Origin of the sequence: Pseudomonas sp. TH43, from assembly GCF_016650635.1 — a bacterium.
Lineage (GTDB): Bacteria > Pseudomonadota > Gammaproteobacteria > Pseudomonadales > Pseudomonadaceae > Aquipseudomonas.
In genome coordinates, this window is sequence record NZ_JAEKFI010000003.1 from 394,058 (window position 1) to 412,180 (window position 18,123).

The 18,123-nt window shown below is 57.9% G+C and carries 18 protein-coding genes; 6 read left to right on the top strand and 12 right to left on the bottom strand.

The window, feature by feature from the left end; all coding sequences use genetic code 11:
* The first annotated feature begins 36 nt into the window (after window positions 1-36).
* From purM to JFT81_RS11330, 3 genes are read left to right on the top strand one after another with little or no spacing between them, the layout of a single operon-like run.
* On the top strand, window positions 37-1,095 hold the full coding sequence (gene purM, locus JFT81_RS11320) for a phosphoribosylformylglycinamidine cyclo-ligase (protein WP_201227377.1): 1,059 nt from the start codon (window positions 37-39) through the stop codon (window positions 1,093-1,095).
* Window positions 1,095-1,745: a phosphoribosylglycinamide formyltransferase gene (purN, locus tag JFT81_RS11325; protein WP_201227378.1), complete on the top strand. Its 651-nt coding sequence runs from the start codon at window positions 1,095-1,097 to the stop codon at window positions 1,743-1,745. Before purM ends, purN begins: the two co-directional genes overlap by 1 nt.
* A gap of 8 nt (window positions 1,746-1,753) precedes the next feature.
* A complete protein-coding gene (locus JFT81_RS11330) occupies window positions 1,754-2,467 on the top strand; it encodes a DUF3108 domain-containing protein (protein ID WP_201227379.1) in 714 nt (237 codons plus the stop codon).
* Between the two features lie 194 nt (window positions 2,468-2,661).
* Here JFT81_RS11330 and JFT81_RS11335 read toward each other — a convergent pair whose 3' ends face one another.
* Together JFT81_RS11335 and JFT81_RS11340 are read right to left on the bottom strand one after the other, a co-directional pair.
* Window positions 2,662-4,287, bottom strand: coding sequence for a methyl-accepting chemotaxis protein (locus tag JFT81_RS11335; protein ID WP_201227380.1), 1,626 nt, complete (start codon window positions 4,285-4,287; stop codon window positions 2,662-2,664).
* 138 nt (window positions 4,288-4,425) lie between these two features.
* Window positions 4,426-5,472: an amidohydrolase family protein gene (locus JFT81_RS11340; RefSeq protein ID WP_201227381.1), complete on the bottom strand. Its 1,047-nt coding sequence runs from the start codon at window positions 5,470-5,472 to the stop codon at window positions 4,426-4,428.
* 128 nt (window positions 5,473-5,600) lie between these two features.
* On the opposite strand from JFT81_RS11340, the gene JFT81_RS11345 reads away from it, so the two are divergent.
* Together JFT81_RS11345 and JFT81_RS11350 are read left to right on the top strand one after the other, a co-directional pair.
* Window positions 5,601-6,017 (top strand): OsmC family protein, encoded by a 417-nt coding sequence (locus JFT81_RS11345; protein ID WP_201227382.1) that lies wholly within the window; start codon window positions 5,601-5,603, stop codon window positions 6,015-6,017.
* A 61-nt stretch (window positions 6,018-6,078) separates the two neighbouring features.
* Entirely contained in the window at window positions 6,079-6,942 is an 864-nt protein-coding gene (locus JFT81_RS11350) for a pirin family protein (protein ID WP_201227383.1), read from the top strand.
* Window positions 6,943-7,075: 133 nt separating this feature from the next.
* On the opposite strand, the gene JFT81_RS11355 is transcribed toward JFT81_RS11350, so the two are convergent.
* From JFT81_RS11355 to JFT81_RS11370, 4 genes are all read right to left on the bottom strand, one after another.
* A complete protein-coding gene (locus JFT81_RS11355) occupies window positions 7,076-7,804 on the bottom strand; it encodes a dienelactone hydrolase family protein (RefSeq protein WP_201227384.1) in 729 nt (242 codons plus the stop codon).
* 68 nt (window positions 7,805-7,872) lie between these two features.
* A complete protein-coding gene (gene htpG, locus JFT81_RS11360) occupies window positions 7,873-9,777 on the bottom strand; it encodes a molecular chaperone HtpG (protein WP_201227385.1) in 1,905 nt (634 codons plus the stop codon).
* Between the two features lie 82 nt (window positions 9,778-9,859).
* Window positions 9,860-10,312: a PaaI family thioesterase gene (locus JFT81_RS11365; protein ID WP_201227386.1), complete on the bottom strand. Its 453-nt coding sequence runs from the start codon at window positions 10,310-10,312 to the stop codon at window positions 9,860-9,862.
* Window positions 10,309-10,785, bottom strand: a complete 477-nt coding sequence (locus JFT81_RS11370) for a PaaI family thioesterase (protein ID WP_201227387.1) — start codon at window positions 10,783-10,785, stop codon at window positions 10,309-10,311. Before JFT81_RS11370 ends, JFT81_RS11365 begins: the two co-directional genes overlap by 4 nt.
* Window positions 10,786-10,943: 158 nt before the next feature.
* On the opposite strand from JFT81_RS11370, the gene JFT81_RS11375 reads away from it, so the two are divergent.
* Entirely contained in the window at window positions 10,944-11,180 is a 237-nt protein-coding gene (locus JFT81_RS11375) for a hypothetical protein (RefSeq protein ID WP_123465870.1), read from the top strand.
* Window positions 11,181-11,258: 78 nt separating this feature from the next.
* On the opposite strand, the gene JFT81_RS11380 is transcribed toward JFT81_RS11375, so the two are convergent.
* The 6 genes from JFT81_RS11380 to lpdA all read right to left on the bottom strand — a co-directional run bounded on the left by JFT81_RS11380 (window position 11,259) and on the right by lpdA (window position 18,114).
* Entirely contained in the window at window positions 11,259-11,660 is a 402-nt protein-coding gene (locus tag JFT81_RS11380; protein ID WP_201227388.1) for an MAPEG family protein, read from the bottom strand.
* A complete protein-coding gene (locus tag JFT81_RS11385; RefSeq protein ID WP_201227389.1) occupies window positions 11,660-12,397 on the bottom strand; it encodes a DUF599 family protein in 738 nt (245 codons plus the stop codon). The genes JFT81_RS11380 and JFT81_RS11385 overlap by 1 nt, the downstream gene beginning before the upstream one ends.
* Window positions 12,398-12,648: 251 nt before the next feature.
* Complete coding sequence (gene brnQ / locus JFT81_RS11390) at window positions 12,649-13,962, bottom strand: branched-chain amino acid transport system II carrier protein (protein ID WP_201227390.1); 1,314 nt, start codon at window positions 13,960-13,962, stop codon at window positions 12,649-12,651.
* A gap of 485 nt (window positions 13,963-14,447) precedes the next feature.
* Window positions 14,448-15,329, bottom strand: a complete 882-nt coding sequence (gene sucD / locus JFT81_RS11395) for a succinate--CoA ligase subunit alpha (protein WP_158830677.1) — start codon at window positions 15,327-15,329, stop codon at window positions 14,448-14,450.
* The gene (gene sucC / locus JFT81_RS11400; protein WP_007919879.1) at window positions 15,329-16,495 is read right to left on the bottom strand and encodes an ADP-forming succinate--CoA ligase subunit beta; all 1,167 of its coding nucleotides are present in this window, start codon (window positions 16,493-16,495) and stop codon (window positions 15,329-15,331) included. The genes sucD and sucC overlap by 1 nt, the downstream gene beginning before the upstream one ends.
* A gap of 182 nt (window positions 16,496-16,677) precedes the next feature.
* The gene (lpdA, locus tag JFT81_RS11405; protein WP_053118492.1) at window positions 16,678-18,114 is read right to left on the bottom strand and encodes a dihydrolipoyl dehydrogenase; all 1,437 of its coding nucleotides are present in this window, start codon (window positions 18,112-18,114) and stop codon (window positions 16,678-16,680) included.
* Between the last annotated feature and the right edge of the window lie 9 nt (window positions 18,115-18,123).

Sequence of the window (18,123 nt, forward strand, 5' to 3'; positions counted from 1 at the left end):
GTTACCCCTGAATCCCCTCCCCTAAAGGCCTGGATCATGAGCAAGCAACCCTCCCTGAGCTACAAGGACGCCGGTGTAGACATCGACGCCGGTGAAGCATTGGTCGAACGCATCAAGAGCGTCGCCAAGCGCACTGCGCGCCCGGAAGTCATGGGCGGCCTGGGCGGTTTCGGCGCCCTCTGCGAAATCCCGGCCGGCTACAAGCAGCCAGTGCTGGTTTCCGGCACCGACGGCGTTGGCACCAAGCTGCGTCTGGCGCTGAACCTGAACAAGCACGACAGCATCGGCATCGACCTGGTCGCCATGTGCGTCAACGATCTGGTGGTGTGCGGCGCCGAGCCACTGTTCTTCCTTGACTACTACGCCACCGGCAAACTCAACGTTGAAACCGCGACTCAGGTTGTAACCGGCATCGGCGCTGGCTGCGAACTGTCCGGCTGCTCGCTGGTCGGCGGCGAAACTGCTGAAATGCCTGGCATGTACGAAGGCGAAGACTACGACCTGGCCGGCTTCTGCGTCGGCGTCGTGGAAAAATCGGAAATCATCGACGGCTCGAAAGTCGCCACCGGTGACGCCCTGATCGCCCTGCCATCGTCCGGCCCGCACTCCAACGGCTACTCGCTGATCCGCAAGATCATCGAAGTATCCGGTGCCGACATCGAAAACATCCAGCTCGACGGCAAACCGCTGACCGACCTGCTGATGGCACCGACCCGCATCTACGTGAAGCCGCTGCTCAAGCTGATCAAAGACACCGGCGCCGTCAAAGCCATGGCCCACATCACTGGTGGCGGCCTGCTCGACAACATCCCGCGCGTACTGCCAAAAGGCGCTCAGGCTGTTGTTGACGTGGCCAGCTGGACTCGCCCGGCCGTGTTCGACTGGCTGCAAGAGCAAGGCAACGTTGACGAAACCGAGATGCACCGCGTGCTGAACTGCGGCGTCGGCATGGTCATCTGCGTGGCTCAGGAGCACGTTGAAGTAGCACTGAACACTCTGCGTGACGCTGGCGAACAGCCTTGGGTCATCGGCCAGATCGCTGCCGCTGCCGAAGGCGCTGCTCAGGTTGATCTGCAGAACCTTAAGGCTCATTAATGTCCGCAACCTGTGATGTCGTGGTGCTGTTGTCCGGCACCGGCAGTAACTTGCAGGCCTTGATCGACAGCACGCGGACCGGCGACAGCCCGGTCCGCATCGCTGCGGTGATTTCCAACCGCGCCGACGCCTACGGCCTGCAACGCGCCAGTGATGCGGGTATCGCCACCCGCTCGCTGGATCACAAGGCATTCGAAGGTCGCGAGGCCTTCGATGCTGCTCTGATCGAACTGATCGACGAATTCAATCCGAAACTCGTGGTACTGGCCGGCTTCATGCGCATCCTCAGCGCTGATTTCGTTCGCCACTACCAAGGGCGCCTGCTCAACATCCATCCGTCGCTGCTGCCCAAATACAAAGGGTTACACACTCATCAGCGCGCGCTGGAGGCCGGCGACACGGAACACGGCTGCTCCGTACACTTCGTCACCGAGGAACTCGATGGCGGACCACTGGTCGTACAGGCAGTATTACCGGTAGAGTTGCACGACACGCCGCAGAGTCTGGCGCAGCGAGTGCATGTTCAGGAACACCTGATCTACCCGATGGCAGTACGCTGGTTTGCCGAAGGCAGGCTGGCACTCGGTGAGCAAGGTGCTTTACTGGATGGCCAGTTACTCGCGGCCAGCGGCCACTTGATTCGAAACTAGGAGATATTATGCGTCGCGCCCTGCTCTTCGCTTGCGCTCTGCTCGCCCTGCCTTTCGCGCAGGCAGCGGACCTTCAACCGTTCTCCGCCAGCTACACCGCCGACTGGAAGCAGTTGCCCATGAGCGGCACCGCTGAACGCAGCCTGACCAAGGAAGCCAACGGCGTCTGGAAACTCAGCTTCAAGGCCTCGATGATGATCGCCAGCCTGACTGAAGAAAGCACCCTGACCCTGGACAAGGACACTTTGCTGCCACAGTCCTATCACTTCGAACGTGGTGGTCTGGGCAAGGCCAAGAAGGCTGATCTGGATTTCGACTGGAACAGCAAAATGGTCACCGGCACCGACCGTGGGGACGCGGTGAAAATCCCGCTGAACCGTGGCATGGTCGACAAATCCACCTATCAACTGGCGCTGCAGCATGACGTCGCTGCCGGCAAGAAGACCATGAGCTACCAAGTGGTCGATGATGGCGAAGTCGATACCTATGACTTCCGCGTGCTGGGTTCGGAAAAAGTCGATACCAAGGCTGGCAAGATCGATGCGATCAAAGTCGAGCGCGTGCGCGACCCGACACAAAGCAAACGCATCACCGTCCTCTGGTTCGCCAAGGATTGGGATTACTTGCTGGTCCGCCTGCAACAGGTTGAAACCGACGGCAAGGAGTACAACATCATGCTCCAGGACGGCACGGTCAACGGCAAGGCTGTCAAAGGCAGCTGATCCGACAGATGTGAAAAGCCCCGCAGATGCGGGGCTTTTTATTGCCTGCGTTTTCTGCAACGACACCAATCCCCCTGTGGGAGCGAGCCTGCTCGCGAAAGCGGAGTGCCAGCCAAATGAAAAATTTGACCGAACGGACGCCTTCGCGAGCAGGCTCGCTCCCACAAAGAGCAATTACAGCTCAGAAAGCCAACTCAGACCGAGAATTTGGCAACCATGCTGTTCAAATCCACCGCCAGCCGTGACAACTCCTGGCTCGCCGCACTGGTCTGATTGGCACCCGCCGACGTCTGCATGGCCAGATCACGAATGTTCATCAGATTACGATCCACCTCCCGCGCCACCGCCGCCTGCTCTTCCGACGCGCTGGCGATCACCAGGTTGCGCTCGTTGATCAGGGTAAACGCCGAAGCAATCTCCTCCAGCGCCGTACCGGCAGCCTTGGCCAGCTCCAGCGTCGAACGTGCCCGCACATTGCTCTGCTGCATCGAACTGACCGCCGAATCGGTGCCTTGCTGAATGCCACCGATCATCTGCTCGATTTCCTGAGTCGACTGTTGCGTACGATGGGCCAATGCCCGTACTTCGTCCGCAACCACCGCAAATCCGCGCCCGGCATCGCCAGCGCGGGCCGCTTCAATCGCCGCGTTCAACGCCAGCAAATTGGTTTGCTCGGCAATCGAGCGGATCACGTCGAGCACTTTGCTGATGCCATGAACCTTGTCCGCCAGATCTTCAACCAGGGACGCGTTATTGGTCACGTCTTCGGCAAGAAACTCGATCGACGACACGGTCTGCTGCACCTGCTCACGACCATGCTGGGCAATGCGATCAGATTCACGCGAAGCTTCGGAAGTCGCCACCGCGTTGCTGGCCACCTCTTCCACCGCCGCCGTCATCTGATTGACCGCTGTGGCGGCCTGCTCGATCTCCAGGCTCTGCTGATGCAAGCCGCGAGTGGCATCTTCGGTGACGCAACTCAGCTCTTCCGAGGCCGAGGCCAATTGACTGGAGGACTCCGAGATTTGCCGAATCGTGTCACGCAGGTTGTGCTGCATGCTCTTGAGTGCGTACAGCAGTCGCGCCGGCTCATCCTTGCCACTGATGTCGATATCGCCGGTCAGATCGCCACCTGCGACCACTTCCGCCACACCCAGTGACTGCGCCAACGGCAACACAATGCTTCGAGTCAGGAGTAGCGCCAGACCAATGGTGATCAGCGCGGTAACGCCGATCATTACCCCGACCCACACTCGCGAATTGATGAACACCAGCCGTGCCGCTTCAGTGGCGAGGTTGGCGTTGTGCTTATTCATCTCGACCAGTTCGCGCAGGACCACCGCGATTTCATCGGCCAACGGGCTCATCTGGCCATTGAGAATCGCCGCCGCGTCCTCGACGCGATTCTGCGCAGACAACTGCATGACCTGCGCCTGAAGCTCCAGATATTGGTGCTCGGCGACCTTGAAGCGATCAAACAGCTTGCGTTCCTCGGGCAACACGATCAGCACGTCGTAACGCTGCTGGGCTTCGCTGAGCACACCGCGCAGTTCGTTGAGCTTGGTGACATTCTGCTCAAGCGCCTGCGGATCGCGATTGAGCAACAGGCGCATGGTCAGGGCGCGCAAGCGCAGCATGTCCTGACTCATCTCGCCGACCGCCATCACACTGGGCAGCCAATTTTTATCGACCTCGTCAGACTGGGCGCGCATGTTCGACATTTGCAGCAGGGCAAACGCCCCGAGAGCAAACACCATGAGCGCCAACAGGCCAAAACCGAGGCCGGCGCGCGGGGCAATATTGAGACTACGGATACTCATGGCTCTGGTTCCTTCCAAAAGCGCTGCATCAACCCTGCAGCTGGTTGCTCTAGAAGGTATCGGCCCGACGAAAATTTGTGTAAGACCAAAAGCTGATATCAAAAGGCCTTGATACTTCGAACCGTCGGCATTAACGATTCAGCGGGTTTTGCCGGACTTTAGCTCTGTTCGCGGCAAGATCGCCAGGAAGTTGTCCCGCGCGACTTTACGAGCGACGTCTTCGGGCAATGCATCAAGGAATGGCTTGAAGCTGCGCATCTCCTCCCCCAGCTTATTGAAACGCCCTACCACGTCCGAGCCGAGCATGAAGCGCTGCGGGTATTTCTCCACCAGCGCTAACCACTCCGAACGGGGCTTGCCCTGCTCGTCCAGCAGGTATGGGGTGAGCATGCTCCAGGAAAGGTCGACAAACAGGTTGGGATACGCCTCAAGCAGGCGTGTCAGCGTGGGCAGCAAAAACTTCAGCTGTGTTTGATGCCGATGAATCTCGGCGCTGGTCCCGGCGTGAGCCCAAATGAATCGCGTGTGTGGATGATTGCGCAGCGGCTCTTCGATTTCCCTCAGGTAAAGCGGATTTCTCTCACGCTTGGAGGTGATGTTGGAATGCAGCATCACCGGCAGATCATTTTCCGCTGCCAAGTGATAGATCTTGGTCATCGCCTCGTTATTGGCGCGCGGCGTGTCACCGGAGGTCAGCGCCGTCAGGTCGTCATGCCGGGTGAACACCTCGCCGATACCCTGCCAAAGCCCCGGATACAGCTCGAGCATGCGCTGGATATGCGCGGCGGAGTTCTTGTCGTTGGGGTTGAAGCCTGACAGGAACGGATGAAAGTACACGCGTTGTTCAGGCGTCAGCTTTTGCACCGCATCGGCAACGATCACGTCGGTGGCGCTGTACCAATAGGCATCGGCGTCGTCACCGGCGTAATAACGCGGACGCTTGGGTTCGTCTTCGTGCCATTTCTTCGCGACGGGAATGCCGGAAATCATCACATGCTCGACGGAGCTTTCCTGCATGGCTGTGAGCAATTTCGCCATACCGGCGGTTTCCTGGAAAAAATCCACGTAATGCAGGTGCGCGTCACTGTAGGTGTATTCGCGGGCGCTGGCAGTGCTGGCGAATGCCAGGAGGCAGGCGAGACTCAAACGATACAGGCACACAATTAATCTCCGGGAAGTAGGCATAGCCTAGACCTCAGCGTGACAACAAGGGTTCATCCCGCAGGAAAGTGGAACGCGTGCCGGCGGGAATGCTCTATAACTGCAAGGTCTTTTTAGATCGAACGACTTTTCCTACTGCCCGTGAGGTTCACATGACTGTCACCGTCAATACCGTCTCCGCTGAAGGTTTTCGTCACTCTGTAAAAATCGATGACCTCGAATTATTTGCCGACGTACCGGCCTCTGCCGGCGGCGAAGGCTCGGCACCCGAGCCGCACGATTACTTCGACGCCGCCCTCGGCGCCTGCAAGGCCCTGACCCTGAAGATGTACGCGAAGAAGAAAGACATCCCGCTGACGGGCGTGGGTGTCGAGGTCAAACGCGACAACAGCGAAGAGCAGAAAGGCAAATACGTCCTGCACGTCACCCTGACCCTTAAAGGCGTGCTGACTGACGCTCAGCGCGAAGAACTGCTGCGCGTTGCCGACCGTTGCCCGATCCACAAGCTGATGACCACCAGCGAAGTCAGCATCGAAACCCACGCCCCACAGGGCTTTGACAGCCAGTAATCACTACAGCGCCAGCGGCGGGTTATGCTTCTGGCATCACCCGCTCAGCCTGGAATGCACCATGCACACGCAACCTCTGATCATCCGCCCGCGCGCCGAAGACGTTGAGGGCCAACCGATTCTGCGCCCGCTGCCGTCAGCCAAATGCCGCAGTGTCGGGCCTTTCGTGTTTTTTGATCACATGCTCGAGACGGTTTATCCGACAGGCAAAGGCATGAACATCCGACAGCATCCGCACATCGGCCTGTCGACCCTCACCTATCTGTTTGATGGGCAGATTCAGCACAAGGACAGCCTCGGCTCCGATCAGGTGGTCAATGCCGGCGATGTCAGCTGGATGACCGCCGGCAGCGCCATCGCGCACGTCGAGCGCACGCCGAAACCATTGTGGGACCAGAGCTTCACAATGCACGGCTTGCAGATCTGGCTGGCTTCGCCCAAGGATCATGAGCAAGGCCCGGGACATTACAGCCACCACCCCGCTGCAACATTGCCGGTCAGCGATAACCTTGGCGTACAGATCCGCATGATTGCCGGGTCAGGCTTTTGCCTGGAATCGCCGGTGCCGGTGCTTTCTCCTACGCTGTATGCCGAAGTGCAGATGCAGACGGCGACCACGCTACTGATTCCGACCGAGCATCAGGAACGTGCGGTGTATGTGTTGAGTGGTGATGCACAGCTGAATGGCGAAACGATTGAGCCGCACGCGCTGGTGGTGTTGCCGGCCGGGGAAGAAATGAGCCTGTTTGCCGAGAGCGATGTGCACGCCGTGGTGTTTGGCGGTGCGCCGCTGGACGGGCCTCGGCGGATCAACTGGAATTTTGTTGCGAGCGATCCGGCGGCGATCGATGAGGCGCGGCGCAAGTGGGCGGCCGGGGATTGGCCGACGGTGCTGGGGGAAATTGAGCGGATTGAATTGCCCTGAGATTTGTATCGCCTGAAAAATCGCCATCGCGAGCAGGCTCACTCCTACAGGGGAACGCATTCCAACTGTAGGAGTGAGCCTGCTCGCGATGAGGCCAGGTCAGGCACCACAGAATAGGCGCCGGTCACCAGAATCAGCCCTTGAACACTTCATCCAGCAAATCATGCATCGACTTGAATGCGCGCTTGGCGGTCTTCTCGTCATACATCATCTTGCCCGGCACATTCGCATGCGGATCAGTAAACGAATGCACCGCACCGCCGTAGCTCAGCAATTGCCAATCGACGTTCGCCGCATTCATTTCGTCTTCAAATGCCGGCAGTTGCTCTTTCGGCACCAATGGATCGGAAGCACCGTGCAGCACCAGCACCGAGCCTTTGATGTTCTTTGCATCGGCCGGATTCGGTGAGTCCAATGTGCCGTGGAACGACACAGCCGCTTTAACCGGCGCGCCCGTACGGGCCAGATCCAGCGCACAGCAACCGCCGAAGCAGAAACCAAACACCGCCAGCTTCGAAGTATCAACCGCCGCCTCGCCCTGCTTCTGCAACTGCTCGAACGCCGCTTGCATACGCGTGCGCAGCAGTGCGCGATCGTTCTTCAGCGGCATCATCGCCGCGCCAGCCTCATCGCCGTTCTGCGGGCGCACGGCCTGACCGTAAACGTCAGCAATCAGCACCACGTAACCCTTGGCCGCCACCGACTTGGCGATATCTTCGGCACCGGCGCTAACGCCCATCCAGTTCGGCGCCATCAACAAACCCGGACGCGCGCCTTTGTGCTCGGCATCGAACGCCAGACGACCTTCATAAGGCTGGCCATCAATCTGATAGACCACGGAACGTACAGTGATTTGGCTCATTTCTGACTCCTGATTGGTTAAACACCAGAATGAAAAAACCCGCCGAAGCGGGTTTTTATGCAACTTGATTAAACCGACAGTTCAACCAGCAGCTTGTTCAGTCGGCGCACGTAAGCCGCCGGGTCTTTCAAGCTGTCGCCGGCCGCGAGTGCGGCCTGATCGAAGAGGATGTGCGACAGGTCGCCAAAACGCTCTTCGCTCTGCTCGCCGTCGAGTTTCTCGATCAGCGGGTGGCTTGGGTTGAACTCGAAGATTGGCTTCGAATCCGGCACTTTCTGACCGCTGGCTTCGAGGATCTGACGCATTTGCAGACCCAGGTCCTGCTCGCCGATGGCCAGAATGGCCGGCGAATCGGTCAGACGATGCGATACGCGGACTTCCGCCACGGAATCGCCCAGTGCGGTTTTCAGACGCTCAACCAGACCTTCTTTGGACTTGGCGACTTCCTCTGCGGCTTTCTTGTCCTCTTCCGAGTCCAGGTTGCCCAGATCGAGGTCACCGCGCGCCACGTCGACAAAGCTCTTGCCGTCGAACTCGCTGAGGTAGCTCATCAGCCACTCGTCGATGCGGTCGGTCAGCAGCAGCACTTCGATGCCTTTCTTGCGGAAGACTTCCAGGTGCGGGCTGTTCTTGACCTGCGCGTAGGTTTCGCCGGTCAGGTAGTAGATCTTGTCCTGACCTTCCTTGGCACGCGCCAGGTAGTCGGCCAGACCAACGATCTGCTCGCCGTCGTCGCCATTGGTCGATGCGAAACGCAGCAAACCGGCAATTTTCTCTTTGTTGGCGAAATCTTCTGCCGGGCCTTCTTTCATGACCTGACCGAAGTTTTTCCAGAAGCCCTTGTATTGCTCAGGCTCGTTCTTCGCCAGTTTTTCCAGCATGTCGAGCACGCGCTTGGTCAGCGCGGTCTTCATCGAATCGATGATCGGGTCTTTCTGCAGGATTTCCCGCGACACGTTCAGCGACAGGTCGTTGGAATCGACCACGCCTTTGATGAAGCGCAGGTACAACGGCAGGAAAGACTCGGCCTGATCCATCACGAACACACGTTGCACGTACAGCTTCAGGCCTTTCGGCGCTTCGCGCTGGTACAGGTCGAACGGTGCGCGGGCCGGCACGTACAGCAGCGAGCTGTATTCGAGCTTGCCTTCGACTTTGTTGTGGCTCCAGGCCAGCGGGTTTTCAAAGTCGTGGGCGATGTGCTTGTAGAACTCCTGATATTCCTCATCCTTCACTTCAGTGCGAGGACGGGTCCACAGCGCGCTGGCGCGGTTGACGGTTTCCCATTCAACGGCTGGAGCTTCTTCACCTTCAGCTGCGGCCGCTTCTTTCGGCAGCTCGATCGGTAGCGCGATGTGGTCGGAGTACTTCTTGATGATGTTGCGCAGACGCCAGCCATCGGCGAATTCGTCTTCAGCCGCTTTCAGGTGCAGAACGATACGGGTGCCGCGCTCTGGCTTGTCGATGTTGGCAACTTCGAACTCGCCCTCGCCTTTCGACGACCAGTGCACGCCTTCGCTGGCTGGAGTGCCGGCACGACGGCTGTACACGTCAACCTGGTCGGCAACGATGAACGCCGAGTAGAAGCCCACACCGAACTGACCGATCAGGTGCGAATCCTTCTTCTGATCGCCCGAGAGATTCTTCATGAAATCGGCGGTGCCCGACTTGGCGATGGTCCCCAGGTGGGTGATCACATCGTCACGGTTCATGCCGATACCGTTGTCTTCGAGGGTGACGGTCTTGGCGTCCTTGTCGAAGCTCACGCGGATTTTCAGATCTGCACCACCTTCGAGCAACTCAGGCTTGGCCAGGGCTTCGAAGCGCAGCTTGTCGACAGCGTCAGAGGCGTTCGAGATCAATTCGCGAAGGAAAATTTCCTTGTTGGAATACAGCGAATGGATCATGAGGTGCAGCAGCTGCTTTACCTCGGTCTGGAAGCCCAGGGTTTCCTTTTGAGTTTCCACACTCATGGTCATCAAACTCCAATCAGATGGCAGTGGCCGCGACCCGAAATGGTCGGCGGCGGGTTGTCATCAGAGTTGGGGGCGCTGTTCAGGATTTCAAGGGCTCATCGATTTTGAAGTGCGCACGGGCTGTCGCAATCGGTTCGCCCTCGGTGCTTTGCCAAGCCGTAATGGCGACGTTGGCGACGCGCCGTCCCTGGCGGCAGACCTGACATTTGGCCCAAGTGTCGCGAAACTGGCCGGCACGCAGGTAATCGAGAGAGAAGTCGATGATCTTCGGCACCCCTGGCGCACCCGTGAAGATCAACAGATGCAGGGCCGCTGCCAGTTCCATGAACCCGGCAATCACCCCGCCGTGAATCGCCGGCAATAAGGGGTTACCAATGTTGTCTTTGTTCGCCGGCAGCTTGAACAACAGTTCATCACCGACCCGCGAGCACTCAATACCGATTAAGCCGGCGTACGGAATCAGTTTCAGCAGCGGTGCATAGTCGCCCTGAGCGTGAGCCTGTTGCAGTTGTTCCTTGAGATCATCACTCACGAGCCTTCTCCCTTGACCACGCCGCCGAAACCTTTGGTGCCTTTGAGGCCTTTGCCCATACGCATGAACGTGCCAACGACATGGGCGATTGGCTGCTCGGGATCGTCCTGGTAGGCAAAACCCCGGGCGAAGATCACATCCGTCGTGACCCGGTAGCACTGGGCGAAGCCGTAAACGTCTTTATTCGGTTCGGCAGCGTGCATGTAGTCGATGCGCAGATCGAGGGTTGGGCAGACCTCGAATTCCGCCAGCACGCACAACGTCGACATCCCGCAGGCGGTGTCCATCAACGAGGTGATGGCCCCGCCGTGAATGACGCCGGTTTGTGGGTTGCCAACGATTTTTTCGCTGTACGGCAAGATCACTGTCAGCCCTTCGCTGGAGGCGCTATGCACCCGCAAACCGAGTACCTGACAGTGACGCAACGCCGAAAGAAATCGCGTCGCACGCTCAAAAACGGGGTTCTCGGTCATTTGATAATTACTCGCGTTAGAGCCTTTGGCCAGTAGTGACAAACACAGCAAAAGTTCCGTTGAAAAACAAACTTATATATCTGAAAGAAATGAGGAACTTAACCTTGAGGGCAACGTTCTTAAGGCCAGTAGTTATTTTCCATAAGGAGAAACACCCCATGCGTAAGACTTTAGCTATTGCCTTGATGTTGACCGCTTCCCTCGGTCTCGCTGCCTGCGATAAAAAATCCGAGGACAAAGCTCAAGATGCAAACCAACATGCTGAACAAGCTCAGCAAGACATGAACAAAGCTCAGGATAAAGTGAACGACGCCGCAAAAGAAAACGCCGAAGCTGCCAAAGCTCAGGCTGAATCGAACCAGGCTGCACAAGACGAAGCTGCCAAGAAGCAATAATTTGCCTCTTGATGCAGAGAAAAGAAAACCCGCCAAGTGCGGGTTTTCTTTTGCCTGTGATTTTTCGGTCATCCCGCCTTAGAGCAAAACTGTTCTAAAAGTCGGACTAATCATTAGCAACAACGAACACACTAAGCCGACCAGCCAGACCAAACTGCGCAGCTTTGGTATATCCGCCAGGTAGAACCACAAGTAGACAATCCGCGCGATGACGAAAATGATCGCCAAGGCATCGATCAACCATCCTTGGGTTTGCGTGGTGTGCGCCATCAGCACACCCACCGCAAACAGGATAAATGCCTCGATGCTGTTCTGGTGAGCCGCCAGCGCCCGTGCGCCGTAACCGGTCAGTTGCGCCTGCTGCTGACGTGGCAGGTGATTGTTGTAACCACCCTGCTCTTTCATGGCCTTGGCCACGGGCATGCGCGCGATATAAATCAGCAGCGCACTGATAAACACACACCAGAACGGAATACTCATCAAACGACCTCTTTGTTCGCCTCGGGGATAGGCGCCTCTGTAGGGGTATAGACCATTACATCGAGAACGTCGGAATGAAACTCGCGACGGTAAAGGACCAGCACCACACCCGCGCTCAGTAACATGAACAACCACGGGCTGACGAACCACGCCAGCATGGTCATGCCGAAGTAGTAAGAGCGCAGGCCGAAGTTGAACTGGTTGGCCGCCATCGAAATCACCCGCGCCGCGCGTGCAGCAAACGCCTTGCGCTCCTGCTCGGAGACATGGCGCTCACCGATCATCGGCGCCGAACCGACCAGTACCGCCGCAAAATTGTACTGGCGCATGCACCAACTGAACGTGAAGAAGGCGTAGACAAACACCATCGCCAGGCACAGCAGTTTGATCTCCGACATGCCCTGCGATGCCTGCTGCACCATCGGGATATCCGCGAGCAATGACACCGCGCGCTCGGAAGCACCAAGGACGGTGAGAATACCGGCGAGGATGATCAACGTGCTGGAAGCGAAAAACGAGGCATTGCGCTCAAGATTGCCGATCACGCTGGCGTCGGCAATGCGGTTATCACGCAGCAGCATGCGGCGCATCCAGTCTTCGCGGTACAGGTGCAGCACGCTGGCCAGGCACGCGGTATCACGGCCCTTCCAGGTGGCATAGCGGGTGTAACCGCCCCAGCAGATGACAAACCAGCAGGCGGCGAGCAGGTGGACCAGATTGGCTTGGATGAACGACATGCAATTCCTTTGAATACGTGACCTGTAGGAGCAAAGCTTGCTCGCGAAAGCGGCGTTTCTGTCGACATCAATGTTGAATGTCAGATCGCTTTCGCGAGCAAGCTCTGCTCCTACAAAAAGCGATGCAACCCTTCGACGTTAGCTCAGGGAAAAAGACACTGCCTGACGCGCATAAAAAATGCCCCGTATCGTTTGATACGGGGCATTTCTGTTTAAGCGCTGAAGACCCGCTTGTGGCGGGTCAGCCAACCTCAGGCAACGGCTTCGCTGCGCTTGCCCAGCAGGCGATCGCAAACCACTGCAACCACCAGGGTCATCACGCATGGCACCAGCCACGCCAGGCCCTGCTCGCTCAGCGGCAGGTGCGACAGTTGCGTTGGCAGCCAGTCGGCCAGACCGGCGCCTTTCAGCGCATCGATGCCGCCGAACAGGAACGACACCAGCATCACTGGGCCGAGAATACGACCGTGTTCGTGCCAGAAGTCTTTGCAGAAGCTCAGCGCGACCAGAACGATGCATGGCGGGTAGATCGCCGTCAGCACCGGGATGGAGAAGGCGATCAGCTTGGTCAGGCCCAGGTTGGACACCAGCAGCGAGAACGCCGCCAGAATGATCACCAGAGTCTTGTAGGACAGTGGCAGCACACGGCTGAAGTACTCGGCACAGGCACAGGTCAGACCGACAGCCGTTACCAGGCACGCCAGCGAGATCAGCACGGCAAGGAAACCGCTGCCCAGCGAACCGAAGGTGTGTTGCACGTAAGCGTGCAATACCGCCGCGCCGTTGGTTGCACCGACGGCCACTTCATGGCTGCCCGAACCGAGGCGGAACAGGCTGATGTACACCAGCGCCAGACCGACACCAGCGATCAAGCCCGCAATGATCGCGTAGCGGGTGATCAACTTCGGCGACTCGACGCCACGGGAGCGGATCGCGTTAACGATGACGATACCGAACACCAGCGCGCCAAGGGTATCCATGGTCAGGTAACCATTGATGAAACCCTGCGAGAACGGCGCCGCGACGTATTCCGGCGTGCCCTGGCCGATGTCACCCGCCGGCAAGGCGAATGCAGCGATACCGAGCACTGCCAGCGCGATGATCTTCAGCGGCGCGAGGAAGCGGCCGACGGTGTCCAGCAAACGCCCAGGGTAGAGCGAGATGAAGAACACCAGCAGGAAGTAAACCGAGCTGTAGAGGAACAGCGCCAGCGGGCTTTCGCCGGTCAGCGGCGCCAGGCCTACTTCAAACGATACGGTCGCGGTACGCGGGGTGGCGAACAACGGACCGACCGCCAGGTAGCACGCAGCCGCAAGAATGCCGCCGGCGACTTTACCGATCGGACTGCTCAGCGCGTCCATCGCCCCACCGACCTTGGCCAGTGCAACGACGGTGATCACCGGCAGACCCACTGCGGTGATCAGGAAGCCCAGCGCGGCCATCCAGACGTGAGGTCCGGCCTGCAAGCCAACGATAGGCGGGAAGATAATGTTGCCAGCCCCGACGAACAGGGCAAATGTCATAAAGCCAAGTGCCAGGATGTCCTGACCTTTCAAAACTTTCATTAAGGTAATACCACACTACTGAATCGGAATTTAGAGGGGGATTGCCCTGTGTAATTAGGGAAATGCTGTCGATCCGTATGGGACTGACCCTTAAAGCGCGTTGCATGCCTTGTGGGCGGCAGACGCAAAAATGGCTGCTAGCCTAACGAATTTGGCTTACAAACGCACTGTTAGAGGGCGAACTATCCGATACGCGACGTTTCTGTGTCGCGTTTACGTATCTATTTTTCATAACCGGAACCTGTATTCACAACAGAAAACCTGTGGCGAGGGGATTTATCCCCGTTGGGCTGCGCAGCAGCCCCCAAGAACTCGAATGGGGAATACCTGACTCGACGCTGTCGTTTTCAATGGGGCCGCTTCGCAGCCCAACGGGGATAAATCCCCTCGCCACAAAAATCCTTTGCAAAACTCCATATTGCAGAAACGACAAAGGCCACCCGAAGGTGGCCTTTGTTTGGTGAAGCGTCAGCTAAGCGCGAGGCTTACTTGACAGCCCAACCAGTCAGCTCGGCCAGGGCCTTGCCGATGTCTGCCAGCGAACGCACGGTTTTAACGCCTGCGTCTTGCAGTGCAGCGAATTTCTCGTCTGCAGTGCCTTTGCCGCCAGAGATGATTGCGCCAGCATGGCCCATGCGCTTGCCCGGAGGAGCAGTCACACCAGCGATGTAGGAAACAACCGGCTTGGTCACGTGTGCCTTGATGTAGGCAGCCGCTTCTTCTTCAGCCGAACCGCCGATCTCACCGATCATTACGATCGCTTCGGTCTTCGGGTCTTCCTGGAACAGCTTCAGGATGTCGATGAAGTTCGAACCCGGGATCGGGTCACCACCGATGCCGACGCAAGTCGACTGACCGAAACCGGCGTCAGTGGTCTGCTTAACAGCTTCGTAGGTCAGGGTGCCGGAACGCGAAACGATACCGACCTTGCCTGGCAAGTGAATGTGACCTGGCATGATGCCGATCTTGCACTCGCCCGGAGTGATCACACCTGGGCAGTTAGGGCCGATCAGGACAATGCCCAGATCGTCGCAAACTACTTTGGCATCCAGCATGTCCAGGGTAGGAATGCCTTCGGTGATGCAGACGATCAGCTTGATGCCGCCGAAAGCAGCTTCCAGGATCGAATCTTTGCAGAAAGGAGCCGGAACGTAGATCACGCTGGCGGTAGCGCCAGTGGCCGCTACTGCGTCTTTAACGGTGTTGAACACTGGCAGACCCAGGTGCTCGGTGCCGCCTTTGCCTGGAGTTACGCCGCCAACCATCTTGGTGCCGTATTCGATGGCTTGCTGGGTGTGGAAACTACCTTGCGAACCGGTAATACCCTGGCAGATAACTTTGGTGTCTTTATTGATCAGGACGCTCATTATTTGCCCTCCGCAGCTTTGACAACTTGTTGAGCAGCGTCGGTCAGGCTGGTAGCAGCGATGATGTTCAAACCGCTTTCTGCCAGTACTTTAGCGCCCAGCTCAGCGTTGTTACCTTCAAGGCGAACAACAACCGGGATTTTCACGCCGACTTCTTTCACTGCACCGATGATGCCTTCGGCAATCATGTCGCAACGAACGATGCCGCCGAAGATGTTAACCAGTACTGCAGCGACGTTGGTGTCGGACAGAATGATTTTGAACGCTTCGGTAACGCGTTCTTTGGTAGCGCCACCACCTACGTCGAGGAAGTTGGCTGGTTTGCCGCCATGCAGGTTGACGATGTCCATGGTACCCATGGCCAGGCCAGCACCGTTGACCATGCAGCCGATGTTGCCTTCCAGTGCTACGTAGTTCAGTTCGAACTTGGCAGCGTGCGCTTCGCGCGGATCGTCTTGCGACGGATCGTGGAAAGTCTTCAGCTTAGGCTGACGGTACATTGCGTTGGCGTCGATGTTGATCTTGGCGTCGAGGCAGTGCAGATCGCCGTCAGCCTTGATCACCAGCGGATTCACTTCCAGCAGAGCCAGGTCGTGATCCTTGAACAGTTTGGCCAGACCTACGAAGATCTTGGCGAACTGAGCAACCTGCTTGCCTTCCAGACCCAGCTGGAATGCCAACTCGCGACCCTGGAATGGCTGAGCGCCAACCAGTGGATCGATAGTGGCTTTGAGAATTTTTTCTGGAGTGTCGTGAGCGATTTTCTCGATGTCCACGCCACCTTCGGTGGAAGCCATGAACACGATGCGACGGCTCGAACGGTCAACGACAGCGCCCAGGTACAGCTCTTTAGCGATATCAGTGCACGATTCAACCAGGATCTTGGTGACTGGCTGGCCATTGGCATCAGTCTGGTAAGTCACCAGACGCTTGCCCAGCCACTGCTGTGCGAAGGCTTTGGCGTCTTCTTTGCTGCGAACCAGCTTGACGCCGCCCGCTTTACCGCGACCACCGGCGTGGACCTGGGCTTTGACAACCCACTCACTGCCGCCAATTTTGTCGCAAGCTTCTGCTGCTGCTTCCGGGGTGTCTACTGCGTAACCAGTGGAAACTGGCAGGCCGTATTCAGCGAACAGCTGCTTACCCTGATACTCGTGAAGATTCATGCTTTTTACCGTCTTCGTTAGGTACTGCGCATTCGGCGCTGCGCTCGTTTGAGTGCCGCGCCACCTGTGACTGCTGCTTGCGTAGCGGAGCTACGCAAGACTGCGTCCAGCGGACATTCCGCGGTGAGTCTTGCTCGCAAGGCTCACGACGGGCCGTTACCGCCGTGGTTTCTTATTGTCTGTTAACGCTTCTTGCGGTTGGCAATGTGGATGGCGCCGCCATTCACAGCCAAAGCAGCTTCGTGCAAGGCTTCAGACAGGGTCGGATGGGAGAAAACCATCATGCCCAGGTCTTCAGCGCTGGTGCCGAATTCCATACCGATCGCGCCCTGCTGAACCAGCTCTGCAGCGCTCGGACCAATCACGTGCACGCCCAATACGCGGTCAGTCTTGGCATCAGCGATGACCTTGACGAAACCACCGGTATCGTTGGCGGCCATGGCACGGCCGGAAGCGGCGAACGGGAAGGTGCCGACGTTAACTTCAACGCCTTCAGCTTTCAAGGCCTGCTCGGTTTTGCCAACCCACGCGATTTCCGGGTGAGTATAAATAACCGAAGGGATCAGGTCATAGTTCATCTGGGCTTTGTGGCCCTTGATGCGCTCGACAACCATGATGCCTTCTTCGGATGCCTTGTGAGCCAGCATCATGCCGCGAACCACGTCACCGATGGCGAAAACGCCCGGTACGGTGGTCGCGCAGTGATCGTCAACGTGCACGAAACCGCGCTCGTCGAGGGTCACGCCGCTGTCGGAAGCCAGCAGATCAGTGGTCACCGGACGGCGACCAACGGCTACGATCAGCTTGTCGAAAGTGATGGTCTGTTCGCCGTTGGCATCGGTGTAGTTCACAACGACTTCGTCGCCGTTGACTTTCGAGCCGGTCACGCGGGCGCCCAGTTTGATGTCCAGACCTTGTTTGGTCAGGGTTTTCAGCGCTTCCTTGGAAACAGCGGTGTCCGCTGCCATCAGGAAAGTGTCCAGAGCTTCCAGGACAACCACTTCAGAGCCCAGACGCGACCAGACCGAACCCAGTTCCAGACCGATCACGCCAGCGCCGATCACGCCCAGACGCTTCGGTACGGTTTGGAATTCCAGTGCACCGGTCGAATCGACGATGACGTTCTGATCAACCGGAGCCGGTGGAATGTCGATAGGACGCGAGCCTGGAGCCAGGATCACGTTTTCAGCTTCGATGACTTCAACCGAGCCGTCTGGCTTGGTGACTTCGACTTTCTTGCCAGCCAGCAGTTTGCCGTGGCCCTGGATCGAAGTAACGCCGTTGGCCTTGAACAGGGTGGCAACGCCGCCGGTCAGGTTCTTGACGATGCCAGCCTTGCGGCCAACCATCGCAGCGACGTCCATTTTGACTTCGCCGGTCGAGATACCGTGAACGTTGAAGCTTTCTTTCGCTTCCTTGTATTTCCAGGAGCTGTCCAGCAGCGCCTTGGAAGGAATGCAGCCCACGTTCAGGCAAGTGCCGCCCAGGGCTTGCTTGCCTTCGGCGTCGGTGTACTTCTCGATGCAGGCAGTGGTCAGACCCAGCTGCGCCGCCTTGATGGCAGCCACGTAGCCACCAGGGCCAGCACCGATCACTACTACGTCAAATTTCTGCGACATTCAAAAATC